Raw genomic sequence first — 26,570 nt, forward strand, 5'->3', positions numbered from 1 at the left:
AAAGTGTTAACGCCCATCCCTAATATCATCTGTAAAACTGACTCAATGCGGCCTCAATTTGTGATAGCTTATACGGCTTATGGATCACATTATCAAAAACTTCATTTTGAGCTTGAGTTAAGAAAATATCAGCGGTTATCGCCAAAATCGGTAACCTTGAATTTTCTTGTTTGATTAAATGTGCCGCCTCTGTACCACTCATACCCGGAAGATTCACATCCATAAAAATGATGTCAAAGTGTTTTTCTTTTGCCACTTCAAAATAGGCTTCAGCAGATTCGAAAATATCATAACTACAATTCAGTTTGTCGAGTATCGCAGTGATCAGTAGCTGATTAAGCGGATTGTCTTCTATTACACCAATCTGATGATAGAAAATGGCGATATGCTCTGTTTTTGGTGGCGAAGCGACTTTTACTCCACTTTCGCTTTTGCATGGAATAATAAACACCACCTCAGTCCCTTCACCCTCTTGGCTGGAAACGCTGATCCGCCCCCCCATAATATCAATAAGTGCTTTAGTCACACATAGGCTTAATCCAACCCCTAAGTTTCCTCTGCCCTCAAACATGCTAAAGCGGTCAAATAGATTACTTTGCTCAAGCGCCGAAAGGCCTTTACCACTGTCTTTTACAATAAACTGTATTTCATTACCAATGACATATGCTCTGAGCACCACTTCTTGCCCAGCCTCGCTGCTCTGAATTGCAGTGTCGAGTAAAGTCTCTATGACGCGCGACACTTTATCCTTATCGAGCATCAAAGCCTCACCTTTATAGACGCCAGCAATAGAGTGCGTAATCGTAATATCATGTTGTTTTGCCTCAGTAGCAAAGCGAGCAACTGACTGCTTGAGTAGATCGGATAATGAACAAAGAATGGGTTCAAACTGAACTTTTTCACCTTCAATAAGCTCAAGCTCTAATACGGAATCAATGACAGTAAGCAGCTTACTCCCCCCCGTTTCTATATTTTGCAGGTAGCTTGTCGTAGATTCAGAAAACCCTTCAGCTTCAGCAGAGTTGAGTACCACATCATTAAAGCCAATGATGGCATTAAGTTGAGTGTGTAATTCATGGCTGATATCAGATAAGAAATTGTCTTTGGAATCATTGAGCAGCTTAAGTACGTTTACTTCTCTGCGCAGTTCAAGTTGCCGAATTACCTGACGACCCAAGGTGACAAGTGTTTTCCTTTGCAAATCGGTGAGTTTTTTGGGCTTATCACTGATAGCACAAATAGTGCCTACCTTATAACCGCCAGAGCTAATCAGCGGTGCACCGGAATAATGGCGGATTTTCGGACCGCCAGTAACCAGTGGATTGTCAAAAAAGCGCTCATCTTCTAGGGCGTCTTGCACCTCAAATACATCTTCTTGCAAAATAGCATGAGAACAAAAGGAGATATCTCGATGGGTTTCATCCACATCCAACCCTACTTTAGACTTAAACCATTGGCGATTTGTGTCTATCAAGCTAATAAGCGCGATAGGCGTTTCACAGATCTCTGACACTAGCTGCGTAATTTCATCAAGATTTGCTTCAGCAGCGGTATCCAATACCTTATATTCGCGCAGCGCTTTGAGACGATTTTCTTCGTTATTTGGGATCTCGGCTTTTTTCATGAACACCTACACAAGCGAATTAAACCAGCAAAGTACACGTAAATCAGACTGCACTTTTGACACGATGATTCTGACTATTTCTCAGCTAAAGTGTAGAAGATAAATCACGATACGAGCAAAAAATATCCATCACATTTTTAGGTAAAACTCATGACATAAAGAAACAAAATCATTCGTATATTGGTTATCTACATCGTATATCACCAACGATTGCTCATGACTTGGTTGTGCTATGCTTTGTTTGCCTATCAGTAGCAATCTGCGAGAGTAAGATTTACTCGGGGTAGTTTTAATCGCACAGCTTGAAACAAGAAACCAATTTCGCGCTTTGGCAAGCCGACAAAAGAGCAAACTCTCTTGATAGGGTAAAATTACCGCAAGTTGCCCAGCATCCGTCGTAAACTTTTCGAAGGCATCAAGCAAGGCATCAAAACTTAGGCTGTCCGTATGTCTCGCTCTATTCCTCGCTTGATTTTCTCCTTTCAAACTCGCGTTGAAGTATGGTGGGTTTGATACCATGAGGTCAAAGCGCAGCTCGCTATCAAACTCTTGTATTGCACAGCGATGCAGCTCAATATCAGGCCACGGGCTGTGCTTGATATTAAATTCAGCATCTTTCAACGCATCGTCATCAATCTCAACCGCATGGACTTTACTCGTTGGACTTCGCTGTTTACACATCAATGCGATAAGCCCAGTTCCCGTTCCGACATCAACAATCCGATTGGCTTTAGCGAGTGGAACCCACGCGCCAAGCAAAATACCATCGGTCGAAACCTTCATTGCCGCATGATGCTGGGTCACCGAAAACTGTTTAAATGCAAACTGAGACATCCTATACCTTTGAGAAAATGCAATAGCAACGTATAATTCCGCTATTGTCCTTTATTTGTGATGCAATATGCAATTTACTGAATTTGATTTAGACAGCAAGCTGATTAGTGCGATTAAAAAAATGGGTTTCGATACTCCCACCAGCATTCAACAGATGGCTATTCCTGAAGCGCTAATTGGCCGAGATATTCTCGCCAGCGCACCAACCGGTACGGGTAAAACCGCTGCATTCTTGATCCCTGCGATTCAGTATTTGCTTGATTTCCCTCGCAAAGAGCCAGGCTTTGCCCGCGTACTTATCATGACGCCAACGCGTGAACTTGCCTATCAAATACACGAGCAATGTGAACTCCTTGCCGCAGGTGTTAACCTTAAAATAGGCGTGGTAACTGGCGGTATTAATTACGGCAGTCACAAAGAAATCTTCGAAAAGAACAATGATATCCTTATCGCAACCCCAGGTCGTTTGATGGAATATCTTGAAACCGAGAACTTCCACGCAGAAAACGTTGAGCTACTGATCTTAGATGAAGCCGACCGCATGCTAGACATGGGCTTTCGAAAAGAAATGCTACGTATTTGCTCTGAAGCGGTTAACCGTCGTCAGTGCTTTTTGTTCTCTGCAACGCTTGAGGGCGAAAGCGTTGAGAAGTTTGCTGAGCGTATATTACAAGACCCAGCACTACTTGAAGCCACGCCATCACGTAAAGAAAAAGGTAAAATCCATCAGTGGGTTCACCTTGCAGATAACTACGAGCACAAAGTCAATTTGCTCGCACAACTACTAGATGACGAAGAAGTCACCAAAGCGGTTATCTTCGTAAAAACGCGTGAACGCTTAGAAACACTCGTTGGCGAGCTATTTGCCAAAGGCATTAAAACCACTTGGCTACGTGGTGAAATGCCACAAGACAAACGCATGGCTGCGATGGCAAGTTTTCACAGTGGTAAGACGAATATCTTAGTGGCAACAGATGTTGCAGCCCGTGGTATCGACGTTGCGGATATCAGCCACGTATTTAACTTTGATATGCCACGCACCGCAGATATTTATGTACACCGCATCGGTCGTACAGGCCGCGCTGGTAAAAAAGGCACCGCGGTTTCTTTGGTTGAAGCCCATGATGTTGAAGTTTTAGGGAAGGTTGAGCGTTACACCGACCAAAAACTTAAGCGCCGTGTAATTAAAGGCCTTGAACCTAAACATAAAGAAGCAAAAGCACCGAAGAAGAAAAAAGACCCGGTGAAAATTAAGGCGAAAAAGAAAGCCGCCAAGGTTAAAAAGAAAAAATAACCCAAAAAACCAGCGTCAATACGCTGGTTTTTTTATGTTAATTTGGGAAAGTGCTAATCTAGATAAATGCGACTGTTCAATTTTAAAACGCGTTGCCACCGTTTATTATAATTGGCGCAGAACTTCGGAAGAGCTCTTTATTTCTACCTGAAATGAAGCCTGAAGCAATGATCCTACCATTAAGACTGGATACTGTTATTTTCCCATGGTAGATTCTAGAGGAACATGCAACATTCCCTTTACCAAATGGAATGTGGTAAGTTGTAGTTGCTCTACCACTTAATACCAGCTCCTGTCCAGTTGTAAGCTCAGATTCCATACCGTTATTAGCTGTTCCTCCATGTATCAAAGGAGTGCCTTTGATTGTGTATAGATCTAATTTTATTGTTGTTTCAACATCGCTTAAATTTGATACTACCAGTGATAGCTCAGTCACATGATTCGCATCACAATACTGATTTCCAGGCACAGAAAACTCGACAGTCCTCTCGTTTGCATAAATACCAGAGCTAAAAAATGCCGATAGTAATAATAATTTTGTGAAATGCTGTTTGATTTTCATAGTGATCCTTTTTGTTGTTAAAAAGTCTAAGACTTTCGTATTTACGCCGATTAAACCTGAGATATTTATCCCCTATGGTATTTACACACAGTGTCTGAAAGTATTTATAACGCTCGCGTGCGCGAGTTAGCGAGCGTCCTGATTGACTCGTTTGTTAGTTTGCGTTGCACGAATAAAATCAAGATCACTAGTGATAACTCCAATACCCGATGTGACAACATCAGAGTAGGATTGGGTGATCGATTCATGTCGAGACCATAGATAAACATCCGAACCATAGCTCTGTAATCTTGATGCAAGGCGTTCAGGGTAGCCCCAAAAATACTTTGTCATCGAGGGTGGTATAAAAAGAATGGTGTTCCTACAGGACTCAGGAACTAATCCCGCCCATCCAACTAAAAGATAATCTATTCCGCAACTCTTTACACTACCAACACTTGCTAACCGTAAAGATGAATCCTTGTTTCGAAACCCGTTTACGGGTTTACCTAATCCTGCCGAACAGGGCGAACATAAATACACAGTGATGAACTATGGCGAACGACCATTTTTATTTGCTATATCAAAACCTGATGTAATTGCTCCAAATGTGAGCTTACCTAGCTTTCTTTCCGACTATTCTCGTAACCAAGGATATGAGGACAATGCCTACCACAAATTTAAAAGTAGTAATTTACCTTTGGAGGCTAAAGTTTGGCTTCCGTTGGGAGCCCAACCACTACCGTTAGTATTATTAGTCCATGGAAATTCTGCCCCGGGGTTTGATTATCTAGGTGAATTGCTCGCCAGCCGAGGTCACTTTGTTGTGCAAGTAAATCAAACTTATTTGAATGATTTATTGGGAGAAAATGGTGCCCGTGGTTGGATACTACTTGAACATATTAAGCTGCTGCAAAAATGGAATGCTGAGCAAGGTCACGCTTTTTATAACAAAATAGATTTAGAGAATATCGCTTTAATAGGGATGTCTAGAGGAGGGGAGGCTGTTGCTTTAGCTGCATCATTTAATCAATGGAAGACCTTACCAAATAGTAGTGAATCAACAGAGTTTGGTTTTAACATTAAATCCATTGTCGCTTTAGCCCCAATGGACGGGCAATATCAACATGCTGATGGTAGAAACATCCTGAAAAATGTTAACTATTTAGTGTTACAAGGAGGTCATGATGCGGATGTTTATCAGTTTCTTGGTAGCCAACAATGGCATCGAACTCACTTCGATGATGATAAAAACTACTTAAAGCAGTCCATTTATATCTATCGTGCTAACCCACTGTAGTGGCATAGTTAATTTGGCCACCCATTAAGAAAGAAATGTTATGCTATTTGCATACAAATTTGGGTGAAAAAATGACGAAATTAAAACGCGCAACCTATTCTGCGGCAATCAAATTAGAAACAGCTCAACTTGTAGTTGACCAAGGCTACACACAAGAAGATGCAGCTAAGGCTATGGGGGTTGGTAAATCAACTGTAAGTAAGTGGGTAACTCAATTGAAGCAAGAGCGGAATGGCCAGACCCCCACAGCGTCACCAATGACACCTGAACAAATTGAAATCCGCGAACTTAAAAAGCAAATCCAACGTATTGAATTAGAAAAGGATATATTAAAAAAGGCTACCGCTCTCTTGATGTCCGACTCCCTGAACAATTCTCGTTAATTGAGAAATTAAATCAACGAGAGCGTTACCCAATTAGCGTGTTGTGTAGCGTATTCAATGTGCATCGCAGCAGCTATAAATATTGGGCCATACGGGATACAACGCCTACACCAGAGCAAATAAGGCTAGAAGCTGAAGTTAAAGCCATACATGCAATGAGCGGCGGTTCAGCTGGGGCACGGACAATCGCAGCAATCGCAACGAATAACGATTTTGAATTAAGCCGTTATCGCGCCGCTAAGCTAATGGTTAAACTAAAACTAGAGAGCTGCCAAGTACCACAACATCAATATAAAAGGGGTGGTAATGAGCATCTTGAAATCCCAAATTTGCTAGACAGGCAGTTTGATGTTGTTGAGCCGAATACGGTGTGGTGCGGTGATGTGACGTATATTTGGACAGGCAATCGCTGGGCCTATTTAGCGGTCGTTGTTGATTTATTTGCACGTAAAGTCGTTGGTTGGGCAATGTCGTTGTCGCCAGATACTAGCTTAACGCTAAAAGCGCTTGAACTCGCGTATGAAAGCAGAGGTAAACCAAGTGGATTGATGTTTCACTCAGACCAAGGAAGCCATTATACAAGCTTGAAGTACCGCCAACGTTTATGGCGCTATAAAATTACACAAAGTATGAGCAGGCGCGGAAATTGTTGGGATAATGCGCCAATGGAGCGATTTTTTAGAAGCTTTAAAACGGAGTGGATGCCAAAGGTTGGATACGAAAACTTTAAAGATGCTAAATATGGTGTGAGTGATTATATCAACGGATATTATAACAACGTTAGGCCTCATCATTATAATGCTGGTTTAGCGCCAAATGAATCTGAGGTTAGATACCAAGATTCTAAAACTGTGGCCAAAATTAGTTGACCACTACACCATTATAGTGCGAGAAAGAGTGACCTAGTAACTCCATTGCACTCTGGAATAACGGTGATTCGATTGCCACATAATCTCCTTTGTATGGCTAACATTTTAGTATTCATGCGACACGCAGTTTGTGTTGCATAATCGCTTGTTGGACTGAGCAGCTACCCGCTCGATGTGTCAGAGTTGGTGTTATTTATGCCATGGGAATTTGCTTTTTAGAGAAATTAACCAAATCAGTTGGTTTGAACAGCTAATCTATTATTAATTAAGCTTTCCCTGCATTGCTCAGCGCTTATTATGTATTCATTACACCTAAATTTTCCTTAATAATCAATGATATTTTTTACGCGCACAGAGGCCGTTAGCCTGAGTAATTAAGCAGGTTAACTACTTGATTTTACAAATCAGCCATAATCAAACATACCCTCCTTGGCTGCAATCAAAACGCATCCATGCACTTCTCGTTCATTCTTTTGAAACGACGCAAAAGAACGAACCAAGAAAACGTCGCCCCAGCATCACACTCAATCCTCAAACCCTAAGCCGATATAGTGCAACCGTCTTGTAAGGCACATCCCTATGCCAGACAAGACTTGACCGACATCCTGTCGGCACATTGCATATCGGCTCATGCTTTTCGGGTGTGATGGAGGGAGATTATTTTTGACTGCGAGTTCTAGTTTTTCTCTCAAAGCAGCAAATTTGCCTACAAACACCAAACAAAACTATCAGCACCGTTTTCCTCCCTCATCACACCCGAAAGTAAAGTGACAATGAGTCATTTCAACGCATGGATGCGTGAAAAGCTGTGACAGGGACAGGGATGTCCCTTACACAGCGGTGACGTTCATATTGGCGATTTACTTGAGGAGTCAGTGTGATGTCAGGAGTGCCCTTTCTTTTGCGCAACGATTCTTTGGACATCAAAGAAAAGTATGTCGTAGCCCATGGATGGGCGTCGAAACTAGTCAGGAGGACATATTAGCCTTACTCTCCTTGGCCGATATCAAAGCGCATCCATACGCTTCTCGTTCATTCTTTTTAAACGACGAAAAAGAACGAACCAAGAAAACGTCGCCCCAGCATCACACTCAATCCTCAAACCCTAAGCTGATATAGTGCAACCGCCTTGTAAGGCACATCCCTATGCCAGACAAGACTTGGCCGACATCCTGTCGGCGAATTGCATATCGGCTTATGCTTTTCGGGTGTGATGGAGGGGGAATAAGTTGCTTGTGAGATCTTCTACGATTTTTATGATTAAGCTACTGGCACGCATTGCAAAAGCTATCTGTATCGCCTCCTACCTCACAGTCTAAATAGTTTTGTGGGAGGCAGTTCACCCGCCGAGAAGTTATGCTCTTCTGGTGTGGTTAAGCGGATTAGTTTTGACTGCGAGTTCTAGTTTTTCTCTCAAAGCAGCAAATTTGCCTACAATCACCAAAAAAACTTTTCAGCACAGTATGTCTCCCTCATCACTACAACAAATCAAACACAGGCTCTATCGCATCTAGACTGAAGTTATCCAAATCCAAGCGGTGCTGTATTCCTAGCGGCAAAATCCACTGCGGATCGGTATGGCCAAAGTCAAGCCGAGTTATTACGGGTAAACTGTCACAGCCAAACTCATCACGTACAACCGATAAAATCACTTCATCAAGCGCAGCCATCTCGCGCTCGCTGTAGTCCCGTGCGCGGCCAATCATTAAGCCGGATATTTTTTCAAACACGCCCATTACGCCATAGTTACGTAACCAAAAGCGAATATAGTCTTGACTGGGTTTGTCTTCAGAGGTTTCTAAAAATAGCAATTTGTCTTGCCAAAATGACGGCGATGGCCAGTATTCTGTGCCTTTTAGCATCTCCATCACTTCAAAACAGCCACCAAATAGCCGCCCTTCCACTTGCCCAGTACCTTGCAGTACTTTAGGACCATTTGTCGCAATAGCGGGATGCAGCTTACCGACGTTTTCTGGTATTGCCCACTCAGGATACCCATGAGAATAAGCTTTGAATATTGGATAATGGACTTCACCTAGCAGCGCCTGCGCTAAATAGGCTTGATACTCAGCACTAGCGTTGTGGTACTGGGAGAAACCGGCCATGACCGATGGGCCGTTAAAGGTGACTAATCCCCATTGGTTCAGCAATGTGGTAAGCGTCGAAAAGTCAGAATAGCCCATCATAAACTTAGGGTTATTCAAGATAACGGATTTATCTAAATAAGGTAGGATCCGCGCGGAATCTGAACCACCAATAGAAGAAATTATCCCGGCGATATTCGGGTCTGCAAAGGCATCATTAATATCTTTTGCACGTAATTGTGGCTGTGAAAAGAGCACATCCGCGGCCGTTCGAGCCGACGGCATTTCAACAATATTAAAACCAAGCGAACGCAGGTTTGCTAACCCTTGCTCAAAGATGTGAGGAAATATACCTGGGCCACCCCAGCTAGGTGATACAATCGCAAGGGTATCACCTCGGTTTAGTTTTTTTAGGCTCGCGTAATTGCACCGTCTATCTTGCCTTAATGGAATATTCATCAGCAACTAGATATATCCCATTAAGACAACAGAATCAAACGCTTATTCGAATCGTTCAACGCGAAACGGAGCTAAATCAACAGAGGTAGGTTTGCCTGTCATGAGTTCAGTAATAAGCGTGCCAGTAATGGCCGACATTAAAATCCCCGTCCTAAAGTGTCCACACGCATTAATATAACCTTCTACTCCATCAACGGGGCCCAAAATTGGCAGCTCATCCGGTGTACCAGGTCTAAGTCCTGCCCAACAACGTTTAATACTCGACTCTTTTAGCACCGGCAAGCACTTCATAGCACCTTGTGACAACTCGGTGATTTTATCTAGACTATTGGTGGTATCGAAGCCTTTTTCCTCCGTTGATGAGCCAATCAAAATCTCGCCGTTGTCCTTTTGTGCAATGTAGCAATCACTGGTACTGATACAACCATTTAATACTTTAGGCATGCGCTCAGACAGCACTATTTGGCCTTTAACCGGGTAAACTGGCATGTGTTTACCAGTCGCCTGATGGTAAATGTCATCCGCCCAGGCACCAGCGGCATTAATTAAGGTCTCGCAATGCAGGCTTTGATCTTGCGTCCTCACACCTATCACCTTATTGCCTTCACGCAGTACCTCTAGCACTTCGGTATTCAAAAATAACTCAACACCATTTTGGCGTGCACCTTCGGTATACGCATCAACTAACCGGTATGGGTTTACCTGATGGTCGCAAATAAAATCTATCGCACCAATTGCATCTGGGGTGATATAAGGCTCCTCTGCACGTAATTGCTGTTGGTCTAACCAACGGATCTGCGAAGACAAATTAGGGATCCCAGACACTATGCTATCTGCATATATTTCATCATCGCGATTGTACATAATGAATTTAAGACCGGTACGTTCAAACTTAAAGTCGACATCATGTCTGGCCAGCATTTCTTCATGCAGTGCTGGATATAACTCGTTTGATTTGAGCGCAAGTTCAAAAAAGCATTCTGGTAATTGATGCGGCCGCAATGTTTGTGCAGCTTCGGTATCTCCTTCACTTTGGAGCTTCGACAAGGTTTTGAAGAAGATCACACCACAGCCAAGTCCAACCGACTCACCAATTGCCCATAATCCACCCGCAGATGCACGAGACGCGTTACCCGGCTTTTTTAAATCCACTAACGCGATTTTTAGGTTAGTATCGCGGCTTAAAAAGTAAGCACAGGCAGCACCAATTACACCGCCACCTGCGATAATGACATCATACTGCTTCATGGTTTTTCTCCAGTAAAGTAAATGGAATTGGGTCAAGTGGGAATCTTGGCCTTATCACACCGAGTGTATCTAAATGCCCTGCAGCGTGCAGTCGGTCTAGTGCATAGCTAGAGCACATTTTTCCTTGGCAGTCTCCCATGCCAATACGGGTTCTCATTTTCACGCTAGACAAATCTTTCGCACCTTGTTGCAACGCTAAATCGAGTTGCTGGCGCTTTACTTGTTCGCAGCGACACACCACAGTATCTGGCTGGGTTAACGCTAGTAGCCCCTCTCTGCGCGCCGAGAAGCGGTCAAATCCGGCTCTAAACTTCTGTGCTTGCTTACGTTTAGTTTTGAGCTTGCGCATCCGCGTGTGGAAGGCCGTTTCGCTTAAACAGGCTTGTTCATAGGCAAGCATGGTTGCGGCCATTTTCCCTTCAATGATAGCCGCTTCTGCACCTAGCAAACCATTGGTATCACCACAGACAAAAATTGAATTTAAGCTACTGCGTAAATTGTCATCTAATAAAGGCACATAACCATTCGTGGTTGTGTACTGATGAGAAACCCCAAGTAGCATGGCAAGCTGGGTGCGGGCAACAAAACCATAGCCGACCCCTAGACTATCCACGGCTAAATGCTGTGCTTTTGACAAGTCCGCATGCCAGTGCTCATCGTAAGGCGCTACGGTAACACTGGAGAGTTTTTCTTGGCCTTCTGCTTTCACAATGCCATAGCCATACTTGAATGGAATATTATGCTTTTTGAGATACGCCAACATACTCAATCCCGAAAGCGTAAGCTTAGGTTTATTAAGCAGCGCCACAGTCTCTTTCGCCAGTTCACTAAAGCGACTCGCTTCATATACGCCAACCACTTGTGCACCGGATTTATGTAACTGGCAAGCAACCAATGGTAATAATGGTCCAGTTCCAACTAAAGCCACTTTTTTCCCTGGTCGAACTAACCCACTTTTAAGCTGAAGTTGCATCCCGCCCATTAACATCACACCAGGTAACTGCCATCCTTCAAATGGCACACTGCGCTCGTGACAACCAGTTGCCAGAACCAACTTGGTGTAATCTATTTGTGTTAACTGATTTTGTGTTTGCAACAGCAAACCGCTCTCGCCTTCAGGCCCAAGCACTTTGGTTTGTAGTTGTAGTGTTATATCTTGTTTATGATGTTCGTAGCGTACCTTTAGCGCAGCCATCGCTCGTTTAAGATTTTCATCTAAATGAGGAAGCTTGCTCGCTTGTCGAAGTGGCCCGCGATAGATCACCCCACCAATTTTTGGTGCTTCGTCAACTAAGGTGCTAGTAATGCCATATTTAGCCAGCTCAGCTGCACAGCTAACGCCTGCAGGTCCTGCACCAACAATAACGATTTTTTCTTTTTGACAACTAGACATCACACTATACTCCAACCTGCTTGAAGCGATTTTGTTTAGTTTCAACCTGCATGTTGGGTTGTACTAAGGTTTGGCAAGCCTTTTGTTTATGTTGCTTGTTTATCGTTACCTGACAACAATGGCAAACGCCCATACCACAATAAGCACCGGATACGGCCTCTCGATCGCTTTCCATGATTTGCTTATAGTTTGCCGCAAGCAAAACAGACAACACGGTTTCACCATCGCATGCATTAACCGCAATGTCGTCGATTTGAATTTGGAACTGTAACCCCTCAGGGTCTGTAATATCTTGGGTTCTGGATAATTCAGACATGAAAAATGCTCCTTCAATAAAGTCGCACAAAGCCTACTATCCAAATATTAAAAATAAACATTTTATTTACTTCATTCACTTTAATTTGATCCAAATTAACTTTTAAGCACTCTCGCGCTAATTCTGTTCAATTCGGTGCAAATGCTGCACCCACCTCACTAAAGCAGTGCAATGCGAACGTATTTACAGACCAACGCAAACCGTATCCTATTGATATTAAATAGTTTTAATTTCTGGCACAGTTTTTCCTTATTAAACGACACGACGGATGAAAGGAGCGTAATTATGTACACTTTATATCAAACGATGTACTTACTTTGGCATTTGGACGTGAGTATCTGGCCTGTGCACGATACAGCAACAAACCCAGTAGATGTTAAGGAGAAGGCACAATGACACTTGGCAAACTAGACACAGCAGTACACGCAGTAATGAACGATATGCTCACCCCATCACAAGCTGCAAAAGCCTATCATGTGTCGCAGCGAGCACTTTACGAAGCACTGCGAAGCTCCCAAGAAAAACAGCAAACTCGATGGCAAAAATTAATGCATGAAAAGGCAAGGCTTGAGCAAAGTCTGGCTCGGATAAATAAGGAACTGCATGAACAATTTGTCTAATAGCGCTATGCAGCTTCGCATTATTCAGGCGCCTAGCTTGAAATACAATCGCTTAGATTGTCAGCTTTGGGTAAAACAACTCAGCGCACTGACGCAAGCCTGTATTAATCTTGGCGCCTCTATCGGCTTTTTGCCCTCATCCTCTAGCAGAGCAATACAAAACTACTGGTGGCAGGTATTCGATGCTGTGATCAAGTCGCAAAAGACGCTTATTATCGCTGAACTTAATGGCGTAATGGCAGGTTGTGTGCAACTCTCACCAGCAACAAAAGATAATGCTCAGCACCGAGCAGAAGTGGAAAAGCTATTAGTGCATCCAAACAGCCGACGAAAAGGCGTGGCAACAAAGCTGATGCAAGCCATAGAGCAAGAATCTACGCGGCAGCAGATATCGTTACTCGTCCTTGATACACAATCAGATTCGGACGCAGAAATTCTATATCAGAGTTTGGGCTTTAAAGTCGCAGGACAAATCCCTCATTTTGTCAGTGATGAGCGCGGTGACTTCCATGCCACCACATACTATTACAAACTGCTTGCACCGACCTTGCGCAAACATATTGAGCGCGTAGCTCAAACGCATTGTGCCAACGAATATTAGCAAACCAGTCTAATCAAGCGACTCGCTACGACTTTCATTCAGGCGATAAAAAAACAGCTTACCGATGTGCTGTGGTGTAGTTACAGCCTCTAAGATTGGCGCAGCACCTTGTGGTATGCTCATCACATTGGGATTATTGATAGTAAGACCAGCGCGCAGCTTCGTATCTATTGCCCCGGGACACAGTACCGTTATTTTGTAGCCATCTTTGTGAAGGCCTTTAGATAAGGTCACCACACCCGCTTTCGCCGCACAATAAGACGTCCAATCTTTGTAACTGTTAAATGCCGCCGTCGACGCCACATTGACCAAATGTACCGCTTTGTTTGCTTTAATTGCAGCACGAGAAATTAAATAAGTACCGATTAGGTTTACTTCGATGTCACGGATCCAGAGATTTGGCTCAGAGTCTGCGACTAAACTTGAGTAAAGCGTTCCTGCCGCATTGATCACACAGTCATAAGATTTGTCGTCAAAAAAACGCTCAACTTCAGCTGGTTTAGAGACATCAAGCTGCACGCGCGATGGCGCTTCCACTTCATGTCCTAAGCGCTTCAGTTCATCGCTTAAATAAACGGCAAGACCACCCTGTCCGCCCGTTATTAACACTTTCATTTCTGTGGCTCTGGGATTGGATGATTGTCGCTTTGCTCTATCAGCTTTTTATACTGATCGTAGATTTTTTGCTTTAAGTTACTAGAGCTAACCCCAGCACCATAAGGAAAGTAAAATACCTGAACTCCAAGCTCTTTCAGATAATCATATTTTCCCTTCCAATCATCGCCAATCACGAACACATCAATATTTAGATTTTTCACCGTTTCACGATGATCTAAAGTACGTTGTGGAATAGCAAGATCTGGGTCTCTTAACCCTTCGATAATCGCCAAACGCTCTTCAAATGGCACTGCCGGTGGCTTTTTATAAGAACAAACAAGTTCATCGGTACTTACACCAACGATCAACGTGTCTCCTAAACCTCGGCCATAACTAATCATTTTTAAATGATTACTGTGAAATAAATCAAATGTTCCTGAGACATAAACAATTTTATTTTTCATAAACTGCTATTTCCCTCCAGCTAAATCAATAAAAGTTCCTGTAACAAAGCTTGCTTCGTTACTTAAAAGCCAAGCGATAGCATTGGCAACCTCAATCGCGGTTCCACCTCGCTTCAGCGGTAAAAAATCGGCTAGACGATCAACTCGGTTTGGTTCACCACCGTCGCAGTGGATATCGGTATAAATACAGCCCGGTCTCACGCAGTTCACTCGGATCTGCTCAGCGGCTAATTCCAGAGATAAGCCTTTAGTGAAGCTGTCTATTGCACCTTTTGCAGCCGCATAGTCAACATACTCATTAGCTCCACCTAAATAAGAAGCTGCCGACGATACATTCACTATTGCGCATTGTGCTGGATTGGCACTTAAACGCATGTGCTTAATTGCTTCGCGAGCACAAATAAAATACGGCGTAACATTATTGGTAAGCATATTGTTGATGCGAGCTGCAGTCATGTGCTCAACTCGAGTCTGCGTGTTCAGCACGCCAGCGTTGTTGACCAGATGCGTAACTACGCCAACATCAGTCTTTATCCTGTCAAACATTGCCTCTACAGATTTTTCATCTGTGACATCTGCTTGTAACAAATGCGCTTTACCATTATTTCTTAGGATGGTATCAGCAACCGTTTCTGCGGCTTGCACATTCTGCTTGTAATTTATAACAACGGTAAATCCTTGTTGTCCCAGCAGTTGAGCCGTTGCCGCACCAATCCCACGGCTCGCACCGGTGATAAGTACCACTTTTTGCATTTATTATTCCTTAAATTAGGCCAACAGCTACTGATAGTTCAGTACTTCTACACCCATGTCTTCTTTGACGTGTTCTATCACCATATAGGTATGATTTGTACCAACGCCAGGTATTTCAACAATTTGACCTAATACCTCACGATATTGACGCATATCCTGAACTCGGATCTTAACTAAATAATCAAAGCCACCAGCTACCATATCACAAGAAACGACGTTGGGGATTTTTACAATATGCTGTTTGAATACCTCAAATACCGCTTCGGTCGAGCTTTTTAAGGTGATTTCCACATGCGCAACCAAATGCTGGCCAAGTTTTGCGGCATTTAATCTTGCCGTATACCCTTCGATATACCCCTCCGACTCGAGCTTTTTTACTCGATCGAGGCAAGGACTCGGACTCAAGTTTACCTCTTTCGCCAAGTTTACATTAGAGATCCGACCATTGCGCTGGAGCGCGTCTAAGATTGCTAAATCGATGCGATCTAATACCCGAGTTTTAATGGAAGTCGTCATATCAGCATAAAATTTTGTGAGGGTTTGAGATTACCCGCAAATTTACCGTATTCCTTAAAAATAAAACAGCATATTCTGCTGTCTTTTCGATAGAATGCCCGCGAAATTAACGATAAAGGGCAAAGCGGCTTATTTCAGTCTTTAACGCGGCTTTGTTCGAACATTTAGATAATGCATTCTGGCTAAAATTTGAACCCCCAAATGGGTGTGTTATGGTTAGCAATGTGACTGCATCATTTTGTCGTAATTGAGGCTTCCTATACAAATTAAACTACACTTTCAACCTTTGGTTGCTTAGTTTGGCATCAGTTCAGATGTAGTTTTGTAATCTGCACATTAAGGTGTGTGATTCCATAGGCAGGCGCGAATTACATGTATTTTTGACTCCAATTTTTGAGGGTTGCTTATGCTTTATAACGGCGATTTGACAACTAACTGTCCTATCCGACAAAAGATCCGTGATTTTTACCGCATCGATGAGAACGCAGTAATTGATCATATTTTACCTTTAGCTGAGGTAGGCGTTACAGCTCGAAGCCGAGCATGGGAACGTGCACGTCAAATGGTATTGAACATTCGTAGAGATCAAGATGGTCAAAACGGTGTAGACGCGCTTTTAAATGAGTTCTCTCTTTCTACCGAAGAAGGCGTGGTACTGATGTGTTTGGCCGAAGCTTTACTTCGTGTACCAGACAAAGCAACACAAGAAAGCCTGATCCGCGACAAGCTCGCAAAAGGCGACTGGAGTTCACACCTAGGCAGCAGCGACTCGCTATTTGTTAACGCTTCAAGCTGGGGTCTACTCGTTACCGGTAAAATGGTTAACTATTCAGACAAGAATAAAGAAGAACAATTTGGCGTGTTAAAGCGTACAATTGGTCGTCTTGGTGAGCCGGTTATCCGTAAATCCGTTAACTACGCAATGAAGATCATGGGTAAGCAGTTTGTAATGGGTGAAACCATTCAAGATGCTATCGATCGTGCCGCTGATAAAGAACAAAAAGGTTATGTATATTCGTACGACATGCTAGGTGAAGGCGCACGTACGATGCGTGATGCAGATCGTTACTTCCAAAGCTATATGACCGCTATTCACGCGATCGGTAAAGCAGCGAAAGGCCGTGGCCCAATTAAGAGCCCAGGTATCTCAGTGAAGCTTTCTGCTATCCACCCGCGCTACGAATTCACACATCGTGACCGCGTGATGGACGAGCTTGTACCTAAGCTAAAAGAACTTGCTATTGCTGCGAAAGAATACGATATCGGTTTCACGGTTGATGCGGAAGAAGCGGATCGTTTAGATATCTCACTTGATGTTATCGAAGCGGTATTCTCAGACGACGCGCTTGGCGACTGGAATGGTTTTGGTCTTGCAGTACAAGCATATCAAAAACGTGCTATTTTCGTTGTGGAATGGGTAGCAGAACTTGCTCGTCGCGTAGGCCGTAAACTGATGGTGCGTCTAGTTAAAGGTGCTTACTGGGATACAGAAATCAAAACCACTCAACAAGATGGTCTTGAGCACTTCCCTGTGTTCACTCGTAAAGCAACGACTGATGTTTCTTATAAAGCGTGTGCTATTAAGCTACTTGAAGCTCGCGATGTGCTATTCCCGCAGTTTGCGACGCATAATGCTTACACCGCAGCAACCATTCTAGAAGTGGCCAAAGGCGATAACAAAGGGTTCGAATTCCAACGTTTACACGGTATGGGTGAATCACTTTACGACCAAATCGTTGAAAACGAAGGAATTCAGTGTCGTGTGTATGCACCAGTTGGTCAGCACGAAGACCTACTTGCTTATCTGGTACGCCGTCTACTTGAAAATGGTGCAAACTCATCATTCGTAAACGCAATCGTTGATACCACTAAACCTGTTGAGTCACTACTTCCAGATCCTGTAGAAACGCTGCAAGGCCTACGTAACCGTTACAATACGCAAATTAAACTACCTATCGAGCTTTATGGCGATGAGCGTCCAAACTCAAAAGGTAAAGACCTAACGGACATCAACGATTTAACACCGTTTAAAGAAAACCTAGACAACTGGTTTAACGAACATCTAATCGATGAAAGCCAAGTACCAGAGGGTCACCTTGCTGTTCGTAACCCTGCGAACCACAAACAAGTGATTGGATCTGTGCCTTTACACGATGAAGCACACATGCAAAGCGTGCTTGCCAATGCTGATGCGGCTTTTGAAAGTTGGTCTCAAACCTCAGTTGAAGAGCGTGCAAACCTACTACGCCGTACTGCTGACATCCTTGAACGTCACCATGACGAACTTGTTGCCATCTGTATTAAAGAAGCTGGTAAAGTAACCCAAGACAGCATCGATGAAGTACGTGAAGCCGTTGACTTCTGTCGCTACTATGCAGCACGTGCAGAAGAGCTTTCTAAAGATGAGCGCTTTGAAGCTCGTGGCGTGATTTTATGTATCAGCCCGTGGAACTTCCCACTTGCGATCTTCTTAGGTCAGGTAGCTGCCGCTATCGTGACAGGTAATACCGTTATTGCAAAGCCTGCTGAACAAACCAGTATGATTGCACTGCGTTGTATTGAATTAATGCATACCGTTGGCTTACCGGAGCACGTAGTACAACCGGTTATCGCACGCGGTAGCGAAGTGGGTAAACACATCGTGCCTGACGAGCGTATCCAAGCGGTTATGTTCACAGGTTCAACAGAGACTGGTACGCTTATCTCACAAATTCTTGCTGAGCGTAACGATATTCAGGTTCCTCTGATCGCAGAAACTGGTGGTCAAAACTGTATGATCGTTGACTCAACAGCATTACCAGAGCAAGTGGTTGACGATGTTATTTCTTCAGGCTTCCAAAGTGCCGGTCAACGCTGTTCAGCACTTCGTGTGTTGTTCTTACAAGAAGATGTTGCTGACGGTATCATTGAAATGATCCAAGGTGCGCTTAAAGAGCTACATATCGGCGACCCATCGCTACTATCTACAGACGTAGGTCCAGTAATCGACGAAAAAGCGCTGACCACTTTGACTAAGCATGTTGATTACATGAAGTCGAACGGTAAGCTACTATTCGAAGCTAAGATCCCCGATAACAGCGAGAACGGCGCTTACTTCTTCGCTCCGCGCCTATATGAGATTGCTGATCTATCCGTGCTTAAGCGTGAAGTATTCGGTCCGGTAGTCCACGTTGTACGCTTCAAAGCTGATCAACTTGATAATGTGATCGACCAAATCAATGGTACAGGCTACGGTCTAACGATGGGCGTTCATTCACGTATTGAAGAGCGCTGCGAATACCTAGCTAAGATGTCGCGTGCGGGTAACGTATACGTGAACCGTAACATGATTGGTGCGATTGTTGGTGTTCAGCCATTTGGTGGTCGTGGCTTATCAGGTACAGGTCCAAAAGCAGGTGGTCCAAACTACCTACTTCGCCTTGTGAAAGAAAAAGCGTCACCAGACAACGTCCAAATGACAGATCTGACGCCTGATGAGCTAGAGATCCACCACTTCCCAGGTGCCGTTGAGCAAGTTGAAAAACTGATGCAAAACTCTAAGCGTGATGAGAAGATCTGGCGTCGTACTGCGCTTAATGACCGTGTTTCGGCAGTGCGTCAGCTACTTGCTAAAGTAGCAACAGTAGACATCATTGATGAGCTGGCGGATGATTTATCATTAACGCTTTCTGATGCACGTGCTCAGCTAAACCGCTTAGAAAAGCGTATGCGTACTTACACAACACTACCGGGACCTACTGGTGAGTCGAACACGCTGCACTTAGAAGCGCGTGGTTGTGTAGTGGTATATGCCGATAAGAGTACGTCGTTCAACTTCTGGGCGATTTCAATTATCACAGCACTTGCTGCCGGTAACACAGTGATCACAGTAGCCTCTGACTTATTCTATGAAGAAGCATTGGCATTTAGAGATAAGTTCATCTCAACTGGCGTTGCTGAAGGCGTATTCCAAGTAGCGAAGCAAAACCAGCTACAAGCGATTTTGGCACACCCTCACCTTGCAGGTGCTGTTGTGGCTGCGCGCTCTTCACGCCTTGGTTACTTCTCACAGCAACTTGCAGAGCGCAAAGGTGCTATCCTGCCTGTGATCAGTGCAGAGTACTACGATACGCTTATCAACCGTCTTGTGACTGAGAAAACCATCAGTATCGATACCACAGCTTCTGGTGGTAACACTTCACTGATGACACTTGTTGAAGACGAAGAGTAAGAGAATATAAGTCGCTATGTTAGACATAGCGACTTTATTGAACAAAGCCAGCGCAAGCTGGCTTTAATTTTTTACGCAGCGCTTGATGTCCTTAATCCCACAATGACATTAACAATGTCCATTAAATAAACATCTTCAACCAAAGCAATCACATCATTCCATTTAGGATTGTATTCGTTATTCTCCCAGCGCCTTAATGTTCGCTCCTCTATACCATAACTTGCGGCTGATTCAGCTTGAGTAAAACCGCGACTTTTACGTGCAAATCTAAGTATGGCAGCACCAAGCGGCGCGCGTTCAGAAATTAAAGGTTGGCTCATTAACATCACACTCATTCCTTAAAAAATTGCGCAAATATATGACTTTTAGAAAAATCACTTATTTACGCACTCACTGACTAAATGCATTCACTGCGTAATTTAATGAAGATAATAGATCTATTTTTTACGCATTACAACGAAAAAATGGATCTTTTTTGCGTCAAAAATGATTTTACTTCGCAAAAAATAGCCCATATAATGACGCACACGTATCATTATTTAAGAGGCAACGCATGGAACAAAGTCTCATGAGCCTAGCGGAGCGCGTAGAATATGCGATCAAGCCGGACAGTATTAGAGCTTTTGCGTTAAAAATTGATGTATCTGAAGGGACGCTGCGCAGAATATTAAAAGGGGAAGACCCAAAACTCAGTGTGATTGAACGCATTGCTAAACAGGCCAACGTAGATTTGATGTGGCTCGTTACCGGGATCCCACTTGATTGCAAAACCGAATCACCAATCATCCAGCAAAGTATTACCTTGGAAGACTTCAATGAAGACTTTGTTGTTGTGCCTGGCTACCATGTCTCTGTCAGCACCGGTTATGGCGCATTTAACCAAAGTGCCGAGGTTGCACGTTATCTTGCATTTAGAAAAAAGTGGATTGAATTTAAAAACCTAGATAAGTCACAGCTGGTCGTGGTGTTTGCCAAAGGCGACTCTATGGAACCCACTATTCACAATAACAATACAATTTTAGTGGATTTATCGGATAAAAAGTTAAGCGAAGGTCTGATCTATGTTGTCCGCCTTGGTGAAGAGCTTTATGCCAAGCGCTTACAACAAAACTTTGATGGCTCAGTACGCTTGATTAGCGATAATAAAGAATACAGGGAACAAGTTGTGATGCCGAATGAATTGGAGCAGCTGGAAATTCTCGGTAAAGTGGTATGGATTGGTAAAGATCTAATTTAATAATACGATGCTAAATCTTGAATACTTATTCTCATTTTTAATCGCCAGCATGGTAATTGCCGTGGCACCGGGCCCATCCAATGCGTTTTTAATGGCGCAGACCTTTACTAATGGCCGCGCTGCTGGCATGCAGAGCGCATTAGGCTTTGCACTCGGTGGGGTGATCCACACACTCTTTGCCGTTGTCGGCTTATCGGCACTCCTAAAAGCCTCAGAGACCGCCTATACCACAGTACAATACCTCGGCGCAGCTTACTTAGCTTATCTAGGTGTAATGACTATCAAAGAGACGCTTGGGAAGGGGCAGATAGCTTGCGAGGAAAAACCACACGTTAGCACCAAAAAGCCTAAAAACGTGATGTTCCAAGCAATGATGACGGAAGTCTTAAATCCCAAAGTCGCCTTGTTTTTTATTGCTTTTATTCCTCAGTTTGTCGATAGTAGCTTGACGACCTCGACAACGATGCAACTGGCCATGTTTGGCTTACTTTATCCTATTTTAGCTTTTCCCATCGACTGCATGTACATCTACGGTGGTGATAAAATCGCGGGCTATTTTAGGCAGCATCCCGCAGCGCCGGTGTGGATTGATCGAATTTCAGGCTTAATTTTTATCGCATTGGCAGTCAACTTATTACTCTAAACAGTTACGCAAAATAGGAGCAGTACACATGCAAAAACGTTCACAGCCACTGCCAGCTAAAAAGCATATTGCTTTGGTTGCACACGATGGCATGAAACCAGCCCTACTTGAGTGGTGTCAGACTCACTTAGATAGCCTTAAACAGCACAAGCTTTACGCTACGGGCACAACGGGTAACCTAATAGAAAAGCATACTGGTTTAGAAGTAACAAAGCTATTTAGTGGCCCAATGGGTGGCGACCAGCAAATTGGTGCCAAAATTGCGGAGCAAGATGTTCATGTCTTGATTTTCTTTTGGGATCCGCTGGCGTCACAGCCTCACGATCCGGATGTAAAAGCACTGTTGAGACTCGCTGCTGTTTGGAATATTCCCGTCGCCTGTAATGAAGCGACAGCAGATTTACTGATGGCGTGCGATAAAATGAGCCAGCCAATCGCAAGACATTTACCTGATTATGAGCAGTACCTTGCTAGTCGCTTAGATTGATGGATAGAAGCGGCTAGTGACCGCTTCTTTGATTTTTGACTTCGATTACTTAAATATTTTATCCGCCCACTTAGTCAGGCCTGCAGTAACACTACCAAAGTTATCCCCGTTCACCATTTCAATATCACCAATTTGCTGTGCAAGCGTTGCCTTGAGTAACGGTGATTGTGCACTACCGCCAGTCAGATAAATTACATCGGGTTTTGATCCCGCTTGATGAATCGCTTCTTTCGCAAGCATGTCCATCTGTTCTAAGTTCGACATGATGGACTCGGCAAAATCTTGCTGCGTAAATTCAGAGGTTAACTGTGGCTCAATAAAACCAAGATTGGCATTAAACTTTGCTTGCTCAGAGAGTGCTATCTTACCAAGCTCACCTTCACGAACCACTTGATGGGTAAGTTTGTTCTGTTGAATATGAAGTAAACGCGCCAGCTTTTGCGGCTCGGCGACATCTCGCAACATGCTTTGCAATTCTCGCGCTAATTTATCGCTGTAGAAGTCTAGTTGAGACTGAATATCATTGATTTTACATGCCTGCCAATACAGTTGACTAGGCATCGGCAAACCTGAACTCATGTTAGAACCTAGACCACACAACGGCATTAATTGGTGATAAGCTAGCGCAATGTCTAAGTCGTTACCGCCGATACGTTTGCCCGTATGCGCTAAAAAGTCTTGTTGGCGCTGTGTGTTATTGCGATAGCTTGGCCCCATTCGGACAAACGAACAATCGCTAGTACCACCGCCGATATCAACCACCAGCACAAGTTTATCTTGCTGAAGACGGCTTTCGTACTCAATCCCCGCTGCGAGCGGTTCGAAGAGAAAATCCACTTCCTTAAACCCAGCTCTTTTTGCGGCGGTGGTAAGAATATTAACCGCTTGTTGGTTGCTTTCTTCTCCACCGACGGACTGAAAGTTAACAGGTCGACCAATCACAGTGTCGGTGATGGACTGTTGCAACTGCGACTCGGCACGGCGCTTAATCTCCATCATCATCGCCGCAGCAATATCTTCAAAGAAGGCGATTTGTTGAGGTTTAAGCCCAACCGCACCAAAGAAGGACTTGGGTGATTTTACAAAAAAACCTTCTTCGGGAAATTCGATATACTCAGAAATCGCCGCTTGACCAAAAAAAACGCCCGCTTCATGCGCTTCTAAATCGAGATCGCGTTTGGCTTGCTGTGCTACCGTTAGCAGCCCTTGGCGAGACTGTGTGTAGACTGGATCTGGTTCACTCAGATGACGGTTAACAAATGCAGGAATTAACGCATTGTGCATCGCATACATAGTCGAAGGCAGGTAATATTTATCTTGCTCGAGACGCAGTAAGTCCACTTCATCATTTTGCATGACACCCATCGCACAATTAGAACTTCCGTAATCAAACCCGACTTTCATTCTCTACCTCAAACTGCTGAAAAGTCGCGAAGTGTATCATGGTTGTCGTTATTGTCAGATGAATTTATCTAGGTTCTCACATCCTTTATAGGCTTGTCGTGGAATGAAACCGTTTTGCATAACACACTAGGCATTGCACAATGAGAGCTTCCGTAATCAAACCCGACTTTCATTCTCTACCTCAAACTGCTGAAAAGTCGCGAAGTGTATTATGGTTGTCGTTATTGTCAGATGAATTTATCTAGGGCCTGTTGATCTTTCAAGTTTGTTTTTGCAGCAGTTTGACTGGTATTTATACAAGGCAGAGCCTGCGTAGCATAGTTATTCTATGTAAGTCAGGTGATAACACAGTAGAAATGCCAGTCAAGCGCTGCCCTTTGGGTTCACCTGAGTGCGCTTTGTTCATTGTTGCTCAACTTTTGCCTAGATTACTAGGCGGCAAGTCGAGCGTCGCTACCAAAACACACTCAGAAGAACAAAAATCAAACAGCAAAGGTCAACAGGCCCTAGGTTCCAACATCCTTAATTGGTTTGTTGTGGAAAGCATAGCGCACGCTGTCAGATTGCTTGGCTTGATATATAGCGGAATCTGCCTGTTGGATCCCAGTCTCGATATCGAGGTTATTAAACAGACTGACGCCGATACTAATCCGACAACTTAGCTTATTGCCTTCAAAGAGATATGGCTTATCTACCTTGTTGATTATTTGCTGGCAGATCCCAACCACATGAGATTCGGCTTGAGGCTGTTGTGGAGATAAGTGAGTGATTAAAATCACAAACTCATCGCCTCCCCAACGGATCACCACATCATCTTGGCGTACGCTAGCACACAAACGCTGGGCAACCGCCTTAAGTAGCTGGTCCCCCACATGGTGGCCATGCAAGTCATTTACTTTTTTAAAATCGTCAAGGTCCAAAAACAAGATTGCGCTATAACTACCAAGCTGCTGACCTATACGGAGCTGCTCCGTTAACCCATGTTGGAGAACATGGCGATTCGGTAGCTCGGTTAATTGGTCATGATACGCCAGCTTCTCGGCTTCAAGATACTCCAACTTACGGTCATTGATATCCCGAGATAACACGATAAAACGTGTTTCTGCATGATTATCGCTTGCAGTGACAACCTTACGGGCAATAGAGACCTCAAACCAACGCTCGCCAACAGGCGTAGACAAGTGAATATGGCTACCATGTGAGTAGCCGTTAACTTTTGCTTCCTGTAATGCCTGATCTTTCAAGTTTGTTTTTGCAGCAGTTTGACAGGTATTTATACAAGGCAGAGCCTGCGTAGCATAGTTATTCTATGTAAGTCAGGTGATAACACAGTAGAAATGCCAGTCAAGCGCTGCCCTTTGGGTTCACCTGAGTGCGCTTTGTTCATTGTTGCTCAACTTTTGCCTAGATTACTAGGCGGCAAGTCGAGCGTCGCTACCAAAACACACTCAGAAGAACAAAAATCAAACAGCAAAGGTCAACAGGCCCTAGGTTCCAACATCCTTAATTGGTTTGTTGTGGAAAGCATAGCGCACGCTGTCAGATTGCTTGGCTTGATATATAGCGGAATCTGCCTGTTGGATCCCAGTCTCGATATCGAGGTTATTAAACAGACTGACGCCGATACTAATCCGACAACTTAGCTTATTGCCTTCAAAGAGATATGGCTTATCTACCTTGTTGATTATTTGCTGGCAGATCCCAACCACATGAGATTCGGCTTGAGGCTGTTGTGGAGATAAGTGAGTGATTAAAATCACAAACTCATCGCCTCCCCAACGGATCACCACATCATCTTGGCGTACGCTAGCACACAAACGCTGGGCAACCGCCTTAAGTAGCTGGTCCCCCACATGGTGGCCATGCAAGTCATTTACTTTTTTAAAATCGTCAAGGTCCAAAAACAAGATTGCGCTATAACTACCAAGCTGCTGACCTATACGGAGCTGCTCCGTTAACCCATGTTGGAGAACATGGCGATTCGGTAGCTCGGTTAATTGGTCATGATACGCCAGCTTCTCGGCTTCAAGATACTCCAACTTACGGTCATTGATATCCCGAGATAACACGATAAAACGTGTTTCTGCATGATTATCGCTTGCAGTGACAACCTTACGGGCAATAGAGACCTCAAACCAACGCTCGCCAACAGGCGTAGACAAGTGAATATGGCTACCATGTGAGTAGCCGTTAACTTTTGCTTCCTGTAATGCCTGCATCACTATTTTAGCGGCTTGCTCTGGCATCACTTCAGTCACCGTATGGCCAATCAATTGTTCTGCTGGCGCGACTAATAACTCAGGGCGGAGTATTCTGGCGTCCCAGTGTCGCCCCTCTTCGTCCAGTTCAAACATCAAGTCCGGCATCGCACTCAATGTCGACGCCAATTCCTCATAGCTCGGTTGCGCCAAAGCTTGAGTGCGGGCCATACGACGGTCCTTAATCATGAGGCGTTGCAACATCCTGTTCCATAATTCTATAAACTTGAACTTTGCAATTTGAAACATGCCAATGAACACAGCTCATCTACAGCTATCGTTATAAAAATAATATACCAATTTTGCGAATTATGACTAATTACCGACTGCATCATAAAAATATTTTCATGTCATCGGCTTCGAAGGAGAAAAGCAATTGACGAATTGATAATAATTCCTATAATCGACACGGCAGCGCTTTCCATGATGGAAGGT

Annotated in this window: 25 protein-coding genes; 9 read left to right on the top strand and 16 right to left on the bottom strand. The window is 43.9% G+C overall.

The window, feature by feature from the left end:
- Nucleotides 1–25: 25 nt before the first annotated feature.
- Nucleotides 26–1,624, bottom strand: coding sequence for a hybrid sensor histidine kinase/response regulator (locus tag PPIS_RS09820; protein ID WP_010375984.1), 1,599 nt, complete (start codon nt 1,622–1,624; stop codon nt 26–28).
- Nucleotides 1,625–1,753: 129 nt separating this feature from the next.
- A complete protein-coding gene (locus PPIS_RS09825) occupies nt 1,754–2,458 on the bottom strand; it encodes a tRNA1(Val) (adenine(37)-N6)-methyltransferase (RefSeq protein ID WP_010375985.1) in 705 nt (234 codons plus the stop codon).
- Between the two features lie 67 nt (nt 2,459–2,525).
- On the opposite strand from PPIS_RS09825, the gene srmB reads away from it, so the two are divergent.
- Entirely contained in the window at nt 2,526–3,752 is a 1,227-nt protein-coding gene (gene srmB, locus PPIS_RS09830) for an ATP-dependent RNA helicase SrmB (RefSeq protein WP_010375986.1), read from the top strand.
- Between the two features lie 82 nt (nt 3,753–3,834).
- Here srmB and PPIS_RS09835 read toward each other — a convergent pair whose 3' ends face one another.
- Complete coding sequence (locus PPIS_RS09835) at nt 3,835–4,314, bottom strand: hypothetical protein (RefSeq protein WP_010375988.1); 480 nt, start codon at nt 4,312–4,314, stop codon at nt 3,835–3,837.
- A 126-nt stretch (nt 4,315–4,440) separates the two neighbouring features.
- Nucleotides 4,441–4,647: a hypothetical protein gene (locus tag PPIS_RS25370; RefSeq protein ID WP_249031256.1), complete on the bottom strand. Its 207-nt coding sequence runs from the start codon at nt 4,645–4,647 to the stop codon at nt 4,441–4,443.
- A 193-nt stretch (nt 4,648–4,840) separates the two neighbouring features.
- On the opposite strand from PPIS_RS25370, the gene PPIS_RS09845 reads away from it, so the two are divergent.
- Nucleotides 4,841–5,593: an alpha/beta hydrolase gene (locus PPIS_RS09845; protein ID WP_249031257.1), complete on the top strand. Its 753-nt coding sequence runs from the start codon at nt 4,841–4,843 to the stop codon at nt 5,591–5,593.
- A 71-nt stretch (nt 5,594–5,664) separates the two neighbouring features.
- Nucleotides 5,665–6,845, top strand: a protein-coding gene (locus PPIS_RS09850) for an IS3 family transposase (protein ID WP_096040897.1) whose coding sequence is annotated in 2 segments (ribosomal slippage) — nt 5,665–5,923 and nt 5,923–6,845 — 1,182 coding nt in all. Because the reading frame shifts where the segments join, the coding sequence is not laid out codon by codon here.
- 1,478 nt (nt 6,846–8,323) lie between these two features.
- On the opposite strand, the gene PPIS_RS09855 is transcribed toward PPIS_RS09850, so the two are convergent.
- The 4 genes from PPIS_RS09855 to PPIS_RS09870 are packed head-to-tail and all read right to left on the bottom strand — an operon-like array spanning nt 8,324 to nt 12,345.
- Nucleotides 8,324–9,388: a S66 family peptidase gene (locus tag PPIS_RS09855; protein WP_010371938.1), complete on the bottom strand. Its 1,065-nt coding sequence runs from the start codon at nt 9,386–9,388 to the stop codon at nt 8,324–8,326.
- A 42-nt stretch (nt 9,389–9,430) separates the two neighbouring features.
- Nucleotides 9,431–10,636, bottom strand: coding sequence for an NAD(P)/FAD-dependent oxidoreductase (locus tag PPIS_RS09860; protein ID WP_010371941.1), 1,206 nt, complete (start codon nt 10,634–10,636; stop codon nt 9,431–9,433).
- Nucleotides 10,623–12,029, bottom strand: coding sequence for an FAD/NAD(P)-dependent oxidoreductase (locus PPIS_RS09865; protein WP_010371946.1), 1,407 nt, complete (start codon nt 12,027–12,029; stop codon nt 10,623–10,625). The genes PPIS_RS09860 and PPIS_RS09865 overlap by 14 nt, the downstream gene beginning before the upstream one ends.
- A 4-nt stretch (nt 12,030–12,033) precedes the next feature.
- Nucleotides 12,034–12,345 (bottom strand): 2Fe-2S iron-sulfur cluster-binding protein, encoded by a 312-nt coding sequence (locus tag PPIS_RS09870; RefSeq protein WP_010371949.1) that lies wholly within the window; start codon nt 12,343–12,345, stop codon nt 12,034–12,036.
- 392 nt (nt 12,346–12,737) lie between these two features.
- On the opposite strand from PPIS_RS09870, the gene PPIS_RS09875 reads away from it, so the two are divergent.
- Together PPIS_RS09875 and PPIS_RS09880 are read left to right on the top strand one after the other, a co-directional pair.
- Nucleotides 12,738–12,965: a helix-turn-helix domain-containing protein gene (locus PPIS_RS09875; protein WP_010371952.1), complete on the top strand. Its 228-nt coding sequence runs from the start codon at nt 12,738–12,740 to the stop codon at nt 12,963–12,965.
- Nucleotides 12,949–13,566: a GNAT family N-acetyltransferase gene (locus tag PPIS_RS09880; RefSeq protein WP_010371955.1), complete on the top strand. Its 618-nt coding sequence runs from the start codon at nt 12,949–12,951 to the stop codon at nt 13,564–13,566. Before PPIS_RS09875 ends, PPIS_RS09880 begins: the two co-directional genes overlap by 17 nt.
- A gap of 9 nt (nt 13,567–13,575) precedes the next feature.
- On the opposite strand, the gene PPIS_RS09885 is transcribed toward PPIS_RS09880, so the two are convergent.
- From PPIS_RS09885 to PPIS_RS09900, 4 genes are read right to left on the bottom strand one after another with little or no spacing between them, the layout of a single operon-like run.
- Nucleotides 13,576–14,181: an SDR family NAD(P)-dependent oxidoreductase gene (locus PPIS_RS09885; protein WP_010371958.1), complete on the bottom strand. Its 606-nt coding sequence runs from the start codon at nt 14,179–14,181 to the stop codon at nt 13,576–13,578.
- Complete coding sequence (locus PPIS_RS09890; protein WP_010371961.1) at nt 14,178–14,627, bottom strand: FAD synthase family protein; 450 nt, start codon at nt 14,625–14,627, stop codon at nt 14,178–14,180. The genes PPIS_RS09885 and PPIS_RS09890 overlap by 4 nt, the downstream gene beginning before the upstream one ends.
- Before the next feature lie 6 nt (nt 14,628–14,633).
- Entirely contained in the window at nt 14,634–15,380 is a 747-nt protein-coding gene (locus PPIS_RS09895) for an SDR family oxidoreductase (protein ID WP_010371965.1), read from the bottom strand.
- A 27-nt stretch (nt 15,381–15,407) separates the two neighbouring features.
- The gene (locus PPIS_RS09900) at nt 15,408–15,896 is read right to left on the bottom strand and encodes a winged helix-turn-helix transcriptional regulator (protein WP_010371968.1); all 489 of its coding nucleotides are present in this window, start codon (nt 15,894–15,896) and stop codon (nt 15,408–15,410) included.
- A gap of 406 nt (nt 15,897–16,302) precedes the next feature.
- On the opposite strand from PPIS_RS09900, the gene putA reads away from it, so the two are divergent.
- Nucleotides 16,303–20,106 (top strand): bifunctional proline dehydrogenase/L-glutamate gamma-semialdehyde dehydrogenase PutA, encoded by a 3,804-nt coding sequence (gene putA / locus PPIS_RS09905; RefSeq protein WP_010371970.1) that lies wholly within the window; start codon nt 16,303–16,305, stop codon nt 20,104–20,106.
- Nucleotides 20,107–20,177: 71 nt separating this feature from the next.
- On the opposite strand, the gene PPIS_RS09910 is transcribed toward putA, so the two are convergent.
- Nucleotides 20,178–20,432 carry a helix-turn-helix domain-containing protein gene (locus PPIS_RS09910; protein ID WP_010371972.1) on the bottom strand — a complete coding sequence of 85 codons (255 nt, stop codon included), beginning with the start codon at nt 20,430–20,432 and terminating at the stop codon, nt 20,178–20,180.
- A 227-nt stretch (nt 20,433–20,659) separates the two neighbouring features.
- Between PPIS_RS09910 and PPIS_RS09915 the strand changes: the two genes are divergently transcribed.
- Genes PPIS_RS09915 through PPIS_RS09925 form a run of 3 tightly spaced genes read left to right on the top strand, consistent with a single transcriptional unit; the run spans nt 20,660 to nt 22,473 of the window.
- Nucleotides 20,660–21,343 carry an XRE family transcriptional regulator gene (locus tag PPIS_RS09915; protein ID WP_010371973.1) on the top strand — a complete coding sequence of 228 codons (684 nt, stop codon included), beginning with the start codon at nt 20,660–20,662 and terminating at the stop codon, nt 21,341–21,343.
- Nucleotides 21,344–21,350: 7 nt separating this feature from the next.
- Entirely contained in the window at nt 21,351–21,986 is a 636-nt protein-coding gene (locus tag PPIS_RS09920) for a LysE family translocator (RefSeq protein ID WP_010371975.1), read from the top strand.
- 28 nt (nt 21,987–22,014) lie between these two features.
- A complete protein-coding gene (locus PPIS_RS09925) occupies nt 22,015–22,473 on the top strand; it encodes a methylglyoxal synthase (RefSeq protein ID WP_010371978.1) in 459 nt (152 codons plus the stop codon).
- Nucleotides 22,474–22,518: 45 nt separating this feature from the next.
- On the opposite strand, the gene yegD is transcribed toward PPIS_RS09925, so the two are convergent.
- From yegD to PPIS_RS09940, 3 genes are all read right to left on the bottom strand, one after another.
- Complete coding sequence (gene yegD, locus PPIS_RS09930) at nt 22,519–23,877, bottom strand: molecular chaperone (protein WP_010371981.1); 1,359 nt, start codon at nt 23,875–23,877, stop codon at nt 22,519–22,521.
- 506 nt (nt 23,878–24,383) lie between these two features.
- Nucleotides 24,384–25,121 carry a GGDEF domain-containing protein gene (locus tag PPIS_RS09935; protein ID WP_249031214.1) on the bottom strand — a complete coding sequence of 246 codons (738 nt, stop codon included), beginning with the start codon at nt 25,119–25,121 and terminating at the stop codon, nt 24,384–24,386.
- Between the two features lie 243 nt (nt 25,122–25,364).
- Nucleotides 25,365–26,306, bottom strand: a complete 942-nt coding sequence (locus PPIS_RS09940) for a sensor domain-containing diguanylate cyclase (protein WP_010371984.1) — start codon at nt 26,304–26,306, stop codon at nt 25,365–25,367.
- Between the last annotated feature and the right edge of the window lie 264 nt (nt 26,307–26,570).

The organism is Pseudoalteromonas piscicida, assembly GCF_000238315.3.
Lineage (GTDB): Bacteria > Pseudomonadota > Gammaproteobacteria > Enterobacterales > Alteromonadaceae > Pseudoalteromonas > Pseudoalteromonas piscicida.

Excerpts from the sequence above, each read along its gene's own strand:
- PPIS_RS09820 (WP_010375984.1), bottom strand. The coding sequence starts at position 1,624 with ATGAAAAAAGCCGAGATCCCAAATAACGAAGAAAATCGTCTCAAAGCG.
- PPIS_RS09825 (WP_010375985.1), bottom strand. The coding sequence starts at position 2,458 with ATGTCTCAGTTTGCATTTAAACAGTTTTCGGTGACCCAGCATCATGCG.
- srmB (WP_010375986.1), top strand. The coding sequence starts at position 2,526 with ATGCAATTTACTGAATTTGATTTAGACAGCAAGCTGATTAGTGCGATT.
- PPIS_RS09835 (WP_010375988.1), bottom strand. The coding sequence starts at position 4,314 with ATGAAAATCAAACAGCATTTCACAAAATTATTATTACTATCGGCATTT.
- PPIS_RS25370 (WP_249031256.1), bottom strand. The coding sequence starts at position 4,647 with ATGACAAAGTATTTTTGGGGCTACCCTGAACGCCTTGCATCAAGATTA.
- PPIS_RS09845 (WP_249031257.1), top strand. The coding sequence starts at position 4,841 with ATGAACTATGGCGAACGACCATTTTTATTTGCTATATCAAAACCTGAT.
- PPIS_RS09855 (WP_010371938.1), bottom strand. The coding sequence starts at position 9,388 with ATGAATATTCCATTAAGGCAAGATAGACGGTGCAATTACGCGAGCCTA.
- PPIS_RS09860 (WP_010371941.1), bottom strand. The coding sequence starts at position 10,636 with ATGAAGCAGTATGATGTCATTATCGCAGGTGGCGGTGTAATTGGTGCT.
- PPIS_RS09865 (WP_010371946.1), bottom strand. The coding sequence starts at position 12,029 with ATGTCTAGTTGTCAAAAAGAAAAAATCGTTATTGTTGGTGCAGGACCT.
- PPIS_RS09870 (WP_010371949.1), bottom strand. The coding sequence starts at position 12,345 with ATGTCTGAATTATCCAGAACCCAAGATATTACAGACCCTGAGGGGTTA.
- PPIS_RS09875 (WP_010371952.1), top strand. The coding sequence starts at position 12,738 with ATGACACTTGGCAAACTAGACACAGCAGTACACGCAGTAATGAACGAT.
- PPIS_RS09880 (WP_010371955.1), top strand. The coding sequence starts at position 12,949 with ATGAACAATTTGTCTAATAGCGCTATGCAGCTTCGCATTATTCAGGCG.
- PPIS_RS09885 (WP_010371958.1), bottom strand. The coding sequence starts at position 14,181 with ATGAAAGTGTTAATAACGGGCGGACAGGGTGGTCTTGCCGTTTATTTA.
- PPIS_RS09890 (WP_010371961.1), bottom strand. The coding sequence starts at position 14,627 with ATGAAAAATAAAATTGTTTATGTCTCAGGAACATTTGATTTATTTCAC.
- PPIS_RS09895 (WP_010371965.1), bottom strand. The coding sequence starts at position 15,380 with ATGCAAAAAGTGGTACTTATCACCGGTGCGAGCCGTGGGATTGGTGCG.
- PPIS_RS09900 (WP_010371968.1), bottom strand. The coding sequence starts at position 15,896 with ATGACGACTTCCATTAAAACTCGGGTATTAGATCGCATCGATTTAGCA.
- putA (WP_010371970.1), top strand. The coding sequence starts at position 16,303 with ATGCTTTATAACGGCGATTTGACAACTAACTGTCCTATCCGACAAAAG.
- PPIS_RS09910 (WP_010371972.1), bottom strand. The coding sequence starts at position 20,432 with ATGTTAATGAGCCAACCTTTAATTTCTGAACGCGCGCCGCTTGGTGCT.
- PPIS_RS09915 (WP_010371973.1), top strand. The coding sequence starts at position 20,660 with ATGGAACAAAGTCTCATGAGCCTAGCGGAGCGCGTAGAATATGCGATC.
- PPIS_RS09920 (WP_010371975.1), top strand. The coding sequence starts at position 21,351 with ATGCTAAATCTTGAATACTTATTCTCATTTTTAATCGCCAGCATGGTA.
- PPIS_RS09925 (WP_010371978.1), top strand. The coding sequence starts at position 22,015 with ATGCAAAAACGTTCACAGCCACTGCCAGCTAAAAAGCATATTGCTTTG.
- yegD (WP_010371981.1), bottom strand. The coding sequence starts at position 23,877 with ATGAAAGTCGGGTTTGATTACGGAAGTTCTAATTGTGCGATGGGTGTC.
- PPIS_RS09940 (WP_010371984.1), bottom strand. The coding sequence starts at position 26,306 with ATGGCCCGCACTCAAGCTTTGGCGCAACCGAGCTATGAGGAATTGGCG.